The organism is Aromatoleum diolicum, assembly GCF_012910955.1.
GTDB lineage: Bacteria > Pseudomonadota > Gammaproteobacteria > Burkholderiales > Rhodocyclaceae > Aromatoleum > Aromatoleum diolicum.
Map to the genome: position 1 here is coordinate 21,683 of NZ_WTVQ01000054.1, position 7,030 is coordinate 28,712.

Annotated in this window: 5 protein-coding genes; 3 read left to right on the forward strand and 2 right to left on the reverse strand. The window is 62.8% G+C overall.

Annotation, left to right across the window (positions count from 1 at the left end):
• Nucleotides 1-42 precede the first annotated feature (42 nt).
• The gene (locus tag GPA25_RS20995) at nucleotides 43-1,731 is read right to left on the reverse strand and encodes a lactate permease LctP family transporter (protein WP_169262363.1); all 1,689 of its coding nucleotides are present in this window, start codon (nucleotides 1,729-1,731) and stop codon (nucleotides 43-45) included.
• A 239-nt stretch (nucleotides 1,732-1,970) separates the two neighbouring features.
• Here GPA25_RS20995 and GPA25_RS21000 point away from each other — a divergent pair, with 239 nt between their 5' ends.
• Nucleotides 1,971-3,224: a lipoprotein-releasing ABC transporter permease subunit gene (locus GPA25_RS21000; protein WP_169262364.1), complete on the forward strand. Its 1,254-nt coding sequence runs from the start codon at nucleotides 1,971-1,973 to the stop codon at nucleotides 3,222-3,224.
• Nucleotides 3,217-3,903, forward strand: a complete 687-nt coding sequence (gene lolD, locus GPA25_RS21005; RefSeq protein ID WP_169262365.1) for a lipoprotein-releasing ABC transporter ATP-binding protein LolD — start codon at nucleotides 3,217-3,219, stop codon at nucleotides 3,901-3,903. The genes GPA25_RS21000 and lolD overlap by 8 nt, the downstream gene beginning before the upstream one ends.
• A gap of 6 nt (nucleotides 3,904-3,909) precedes the next feature.
• Here lolD and GPA25_RS21010 read toward each other — a convergent pair whose 3' ends face one another.
• The gene (locus tag GPA25_RS21010; protein WP_169262366.1) at nucleotides 3,910-4,467 is read right to left on the reverse strand and encodes a DUF2062 domain-containing protein; all 558 of its coding nucleotides are present in this window, start codon (nucleotides 4,465-4,467) and stop codon (nucleotides 3,910-3,912) included.
• A gap of 134 nt (nucleotides 4,468-4,601) precedes the next feature.
• Here GPA25_RS21010 and GPA25_RS21015 point away from each other — a divergent pair, with 134 nt between their 5' ends.
• A complete protein-coding gene (locus GPA25_RS21015) occupies nucleotides 4,602-6,947 on the forward strand; it encodes a DNA internalization-related competence protein ComEC/Rec2 (protein ID WP_246265991.1) in 2,346 nt (781 codons plus the stop codon).
• The last annotated feature ends 83 nt before the right edge of the window (nucleotides 6,948-7,030 follow it).

Here is a 7,030-nt window from a genome sequence, read left to right on the forward strand (position 1 = left end):
GGTTCCCGCAGGGGATCACCGGAACCGGCGCGACTGTCGCGATTAGTGGACCAGCGCCGTGAAGGGGTACACATAGGCCTGCAGGGTCACCAGCAAGCCCACCAGTACGGCAAGCGCAATAGAGTGGAAGAACACGTAGCGCAGGATGTCGCCTTCGTGGCCGAACCAGCGCGTCGCAGTACTTGCTACGACGATCGACTGGGCGTCGATCATCTTGCCCATCACACCGCCCGAACTGTTCGCAGAGGCCATAAGAACCGGATTCAAGCCGAGTTGTTCCGCGGTTACTTTCTGCAGGCCGCCGAACAGTACGTTAGCGGCGGTGTCGGAACCCGTCAGCGCAACGCCGAGCCAGCCCAGCAGGGTGCCGAACAGCGGATAGAAAACGCCCGTGTTGGCGAATGCCAGGCCGAGGGTCGCGTCCAGGCCGGAGTAGCGAGTGAGGTAACCCAGGCCCAGCATGATGACGATGGTCAGCAGCGACATCTTCACAAGCTTGATCGTCCGCCAGTAGATGGCGAAAAGCTGGCCCAGCCGGAACTTCATCAGCAATCCCGAGACCAGAGCGGCGATGAAGATGCCGCTACCGGTCGCCGATAGCCAGTTGAGGGTGTAGATCGCGGCTTCCTTGTGCGGTGCGGCGACGACTGGAGCGACCTTCTCTACGAGGTTATGTAGACCGGTGAAGGGGATCTTGAAGACTGAAATGGTGTCGAGCCACTTCTTGAAATCCGGCACTCCCCAGATGAAGACAAAGACCGTGAGTACGACCCAGGGCATCCACGCCAGCATCACGGCACGACCATCCGGTCGGGCAGCGGGAGCTGCTGCAGCGCCCGTGGCGGCAGCGCCGGCGACGATCTTGTCACCCGTTGCATCCTCGTCACGGCCCTTGAGCGCGGTCGACCGCCAGACCTGCTTCGGCTTCCAGACCTTGAGGAACAGGATCAGCGAAACCATTGATGTGATGGCCGCGACGACGTCGACGAGCCAGGGGCCGTGGAAGTTCGACACGAGATATTGCGGGATCGCGAATGACAAGCCGGCCACGAGGATCGCGGGCCAGATCTGGATCATGCCGCGGAAGCCCGCGAAGGCCCAGATCAGCCAGAACGGCACCAGTAGCGAGAAGAATGGCAGCTGGCGGCCGATCATGCCGGACAGTTCGAGCAGGTCGAGACCGGTTACGGCGGCGAGTGCGATCACCGGTGTCCCCAGCGCACCATAGGCCACCGGCGCGGTATTGGCGATCAGTGCAAGCCCCGAGGCGGCGAGTGGGGAGAAGCCGAGACCGATCAGGATCGCGCCGGTCACCGCGACGGGCGTTCCAAAGCCTGCAGCACCCTCGAAGAACGCACCGAAGCTGAACGCGATCAATAGCAGTTGAATGCGGCGGTCATCCGTGATGCCGGTCAGGCTCTCCTGCAGCACCTTGAACGAGCCGTTCTCGGTCGTGAGCTGATGCAGGAAGATGATGTTGAGTACGATCCATCCGATCGGCAGCAGGCCGAACATTGCACCGTAAAGGGTCGCGTTACCTGCCATCGACGCCGGCATGCCGAAAACGAAAATGGCAATCAGCAGGGCGCTCCCCAAACCGAGACCGGCGGCGATGTGGGCTTTCATGTGCATAAAGCCGAGACCGACCAGCATGACGACGACCGGGATCGCGGCAACCGCGCTCGATAGCCAGATGTTATTGAATGGATCGTATAGCTGCTGCCAAACCACGATGAGTATCTCCGATTAATTGTTTGATGAATGGAGGACAGAATGCTTGGTGCCGGTGCGCACGATAGAGAAAAGCGGCTGGGGTCGAAACCGGGAGATACCCTGTTGCTGAAAACCCTAATTGTGCAAAGCAACATACGCCGGTTGAGCGTCAAGGTCTCGCGGCTCTCCCCAAGCGGGCACATCCCCGGCACAATGCCGGACTTTCTGATTTTCGCGACCTGACTCCGCAAATACTGATGCGTTACGAATTCCTGGTTGGACTGCGTTACACCCGTTCGCGCAAGCGTGCTCAGGGGCGCAATCGCTTCATCTCCTTCATCTCGCTGGTGTCGATGCTGGGTACCGGCTTGGGCGTTGCGGCGCTGATCGTGGTGTTGTCGGTGATGAACGGTTTTCAGGAAGAGCTAAGAACACGCATCCTCGGGGTCGCATCGCACATCCAGATCTCAGGTTTCGACGGCGAGCTGGATGCCTGGCAGCAGGTGGCCGATCAAGCTGCGCAACATTCGAGCGTGCGTGCTACGGCTCCATACATCCAGGAGCAGGGCATGCTGTCCTTCGATCAGGCGGTCCGCGGCACCATCGTGCGCGGCGTGCTGCCGGCAGCGGAGGATCAGGTGGCCGATTTCGCCCGCTATATGCGCGCGGGTAGCCTCGATGCGCTGCAGCCTGGCAGCTTCGGCATTGTGCTGGGGCGCGATCTCGCCTTTGCGTTGCGCGTGCAGCAGGGCGACAAGGTGACGCTGATTGCGCCACAGGGACTGGTGACGCCGGCCGCGGTGCTGCCTCGGGTCAAGCAGTTCGAGGTGGTCGGCATTTTCGAAGCCGGTATGTACGAGTACGACTCCGGGCTGGCACTGGTGCATATGCGTGATGCGCAGGTGCTCTATCGCATGGACGAACGCGTGAGCGGGGTGCGCCTGAAGCTCGATGACCTGTTTGCGGCGCCGCGCGTAGCCCGCGAGCTCACCAGTCTGCTCGATGGCAATCTCGCCGTCAGCGACTGGACGCGCAGCCACGCCAATTTCTTCCGTGCGGTGGCCCTCGAAAAAACCATGATGACGATCATCCTGTTCCTGATCGTCGCCGTCGCGGCATTCAACATCGTATCCACGCTGGTGATGGCGGTGCAGGAAAAATACGCGGACATCGCGATCCTGCGTACGCTCGGCGCGAGCCCGCGGTCGATCATGGGAATCTTCGTATTGCAGGGTGCGATCATCGGTCTGGTCGGTCTCGCCGCGGGCGTGGCGGGCGGCTTGCTGCTCGCGAACAATCTCGACGTGGTGATCCCGGCGCTCGAAACTTTGACTGGTGCGACGCTGTGGAACAAGGAGGTCTATTACATCAGCGAACTGCCCTCCAAGGTGCTTGCCGCGGACGTGGTGAGTATCGTGTCGGTGTCATTCGTCCTGACCCTGGTCGCCACGCTGTATCCGAGTTGGCGCGCCAGTCGCGTCAACCCTGCCGAGGCACTGCGTTATGAGTGAGACGACGAACGAAATGGTGCTGGCCTGCAGCGGCCTGACGAAAACCTTTCGCGAAGGTCCGGATGCCGTGCAGGTGCTGCGCGACGTGACGCTGGAAGTACCGCGCGGCGAACGCCTGTCGATTGTCGGGGCGTCCGGTTCGGGCAAGAGTACGCTGCTGCACCTGCTTGGCGGACTGGATGTGCCGAGTGCGGGTAAGGTGCGGCTGATGGGGAAGGACTTTTCCCACATGTCGGATGCCGAGCGCGGACGTGTGCGCAATGAAGCACTCGGCTTCGTCTATCAGTTCCACCACCTGTTGGCGGAGTTTTCGGCGCTCGAGAATGTCGCCATGCCGCTCTACATTCGCCGCATCGAACGCGACGAGGCCAATGCGCAAGCGGCGGCGATGCTGCAGGAAGTCGGGCTGGGGCACCGGCTGGACCATACTCCGGGTGAGCTCTCGGGAGGCGAGCGTCAGCGGGCGGCGATTGCGCGTGCGCTGGTGACGCGGCCGGCCTGCGTCCTGGCCGACGAGCCTACGGGAAACCTCGACCGGAAAACGGCTGAGGTAATCTTCGACCTGATGCTCAGTCTAAACGAGCGGCACGCAACCAGCTTCATCATCGTCACGCACGATGAGGCACTGGCCCGCCGCACGCAGCGCACCCTGCGCCTCGAGGACGGCCGGCTGGTGTAAAAGCCGTTACTCCTCGCGGTCGCCGCCGCTGCGCCGTGCGCGGCGGCCATGCCATGTGCGGATCAGCCAGTATCGCCACGCCGCCTTCACGCCAATATAGCCAAGTAGCGAGAAAATCGCCGCAAGTACGATCAAGCCGAGGGCGAGCGGTTTTCCGAGACCTACCATCCAGTCGGCCACGGCCGTAAGCCACGCCCCCAAATCGAGATCGCCGAGTTCCGGCGGCTGGACGAAGCCATTTTCGCGGAGACCCAAGACGCGGGCGCCGACACCATACGCGAGGACGTATAGCGGCACGATCGTCAGCGGATTGGAGTAGAGCGTTGTCACGACCGCGAGCGGCAGGTTCACCTTGAACAGTACGCAGCCCGCCGCCGCGGCGAGTGCCTGGAAAGGTCCCGGAATCAAACCGCAAAACAAGCCCAGCGCAATGCCGCCCGCGGCCGAGTGCCGGTTGAGGTGCCACAGGCGCGGATGCAGCAGCGTGTTGGAAAACGGTCGCAGCCAGCGGTTGGCGTGAATCGATTCGTGGTTCGGCAGGAATCGTTTGAGGGTCTTGCGCATGCTTGCTCGTGGGGTTGAGGTCCGATTCTAAATGCCGGGCTGGGCAAACCCAAATTGCAGAGTCTTGATCGACCGTCGCGGGCATTCAACTTGCTCGTTCGTGGTCCTTGAGGGCATGATTAACGACTATGCGTATGGCAATAATTGCTTTCGGTCTCGGGGTGTGGCTATGCCAATACCTGCCACAGCTACCAGCGCGTGGTTGGCTCAGCATGCTTACGGCGGCCTCGCTTGTCGCGGGCGCGGGGGTGTATCGCAGAGGCCGCTACGTGGCGGGCGGTGTCATGGTCCGCGCGAGCATCCTGTTGCTCGCATTGCTGATCGGCTTCGCATGGGCGGCCTGGCGTGCGGAGTGGCGCCTGGCGGATGAATTGCCGCAGGCTTGGGAGGGGCGCGACGTCGAAGTGACCGGTGTCGTCGATGAGTTGCCAGAACCGTCCGAGCGCGGCGTGCGCTTTTCGTTCCGGGTGGAGCGTACCGCAGCGCCATTGCCCAGCCGAATACTGTTGGCGTGGTACCGGAGCGATCGCGAGGGGGCCGGCGAGGACAAGGCCCCGGCAGTGCGACCGGGGGAGCGCTGGCGCTTCACGGTGCGCCTCAAGCGGCCGCACGGGCTTGTGAATCCCGAGGGGTTCGACTACGAGGCGGCACTGCTCGAGCGGGGAATACGCGCAACTGGCAACGTGCGGGCGGGCGAGAAGCCGCTGCTGCTCGATCCATTTGTGCCGGAACCGATGATTGTCGTGCATCGGCTGCGTGATGCGATTCGTGCTCGTTTTGCGGCGACGCTGCCGGATGCGGACTATGTGGGCGTATTGATTGCGCTTGCGGTCGGGGATCAGCGCGCGATTCCGAACGAGCAGTGGATAATTTTCCGCAAAACCGGCGTAGCGCATCTAATAAGCATATCCGGATTGCACGTCTCGATGGTCGGGTTGATGGTGGGCTGGCTCGTTGGCAAGGGCTGGCGGCGCTCGCGCCGACGGGTATTGCGGTGGCCGGCGGCGAAGGCTGCGGCGGCAGCGGGGCTTGTCGCTGCAGCAAGCTATGCCGTGCTGGCGGGCTTGGGAATCCCGACGCAACGATCGCTGATCATGCTTGCCGTGATCGCATTGGCACTGCTTGGCGGGCGCGAGGTGGTGGGAAGCCGGGTGCTTGCACTCGCCTTGTTGTGCGTGCTGTTGTTCGACCCGTGGGCGGTTCTTTCTGCGGGTTTCTGGCTTTCTTTCGGGGCGGTCGGCATCCTCATGTACCTGCTTGGTGGCCGGCTTGCCACTGCCAGCGGCTGGCGCGCGGCGATAGGCAGCCAGCTCGGGATCACGCTTGCGACCATTCCCGCCTTGTTGGTGCTGTTCAATGCCTTTTCGCTGGTGTCGCCTTTCGCCAACGCCGTCGCGATTCCACTGGTGAGCTTCGTCATTACGCCGCTCACGCTGCTGGCCATCGTGCTGCCGTTCGCGCCACTGCTGCAACTCGCACATTGGCTGACCGGTTTGCTGATGGTCGTTCTCGAGTGGATGGCGGCCTTTCCATTTGCGATGTGGCAACAGGCCGCTCCGCCAGCCATGCTGGCTGCAGCGGGAATGCTCGGGATGGGCTGGATGTTGCTTCCGCGCGGTACGCCTGCGCGCCATGCGGGGCTGTTCGCGCTGCTGCCGATGCTGGTGTGGACGCCTCCGCGTCCCGTGCCGGGCGCGTACAGGATGACTGCACTCGACGTCGGTCAGGGTACAGCGGTACATGTGCAGACGGCGCGGCACGAGTTGCTCTACGACGCCGGACCGGCATACGGGCAGGGCAGCGATGCGGGCGTGCGGGTCTTGCTGCCTTATCTGCAGGCAGCGGGCGTCGAGCGGATCGACCGTCTCGTCATTTCACACAACGATCTGGACCATTCCGGTGGCGCCCGCTCGCTTGTGGAAGGGGTGACGATCGGTGATCTGATGGCGAATCTCCCGACGGACGATCCCCTCCGTGACGTGCCCGGCACACGTGTCGTCGCGTGCGAGGCGGGTACCCGCTGGCGTTGGGATGAGGTCGATTTCGAAATACTGCATCCGGCTTCGGATGAACCCGCGCCGAATAAGGACAACGACGCATCCTGCGTGCTGCGCATCGTGGCCCCCGGTGGTTCGGTGCTGCTTGTGGGCGACATCGAACGTGCGGCGGAGCGCAGTCTTCTGAAACGGCATGGATCCGAAATTGCGAGTGACGTCGTGCTGGTTCCGCATCATGGAAGCCGCTCGTCGTCCGGAGAGGACTTTGTTGCGGCGATTGCTCCGCAGGCGGCCATTTTTTCTGCGGGCTACCTGAATCAGTTCCGTCACCCCCATCCCGCTGTGTGGGATCGCTGGGCTGCGGTGGGGGCGAGCAACTGGCGTACCGACCGGCAGGGGGCGATCAACGTCGAGGTGACTGCGAAAGGTGTCGACATCCAGGCGCAGCGCGACCGCGAGGCGCGCTACTGGCACGGGCATTAGGCATTCGTCCTGTTAAACTGCGGATTCCCGCACCGTTCAAGACGATTTCATGAGCCTGCTCGATTCCCTGCGCCGTTTTTTCC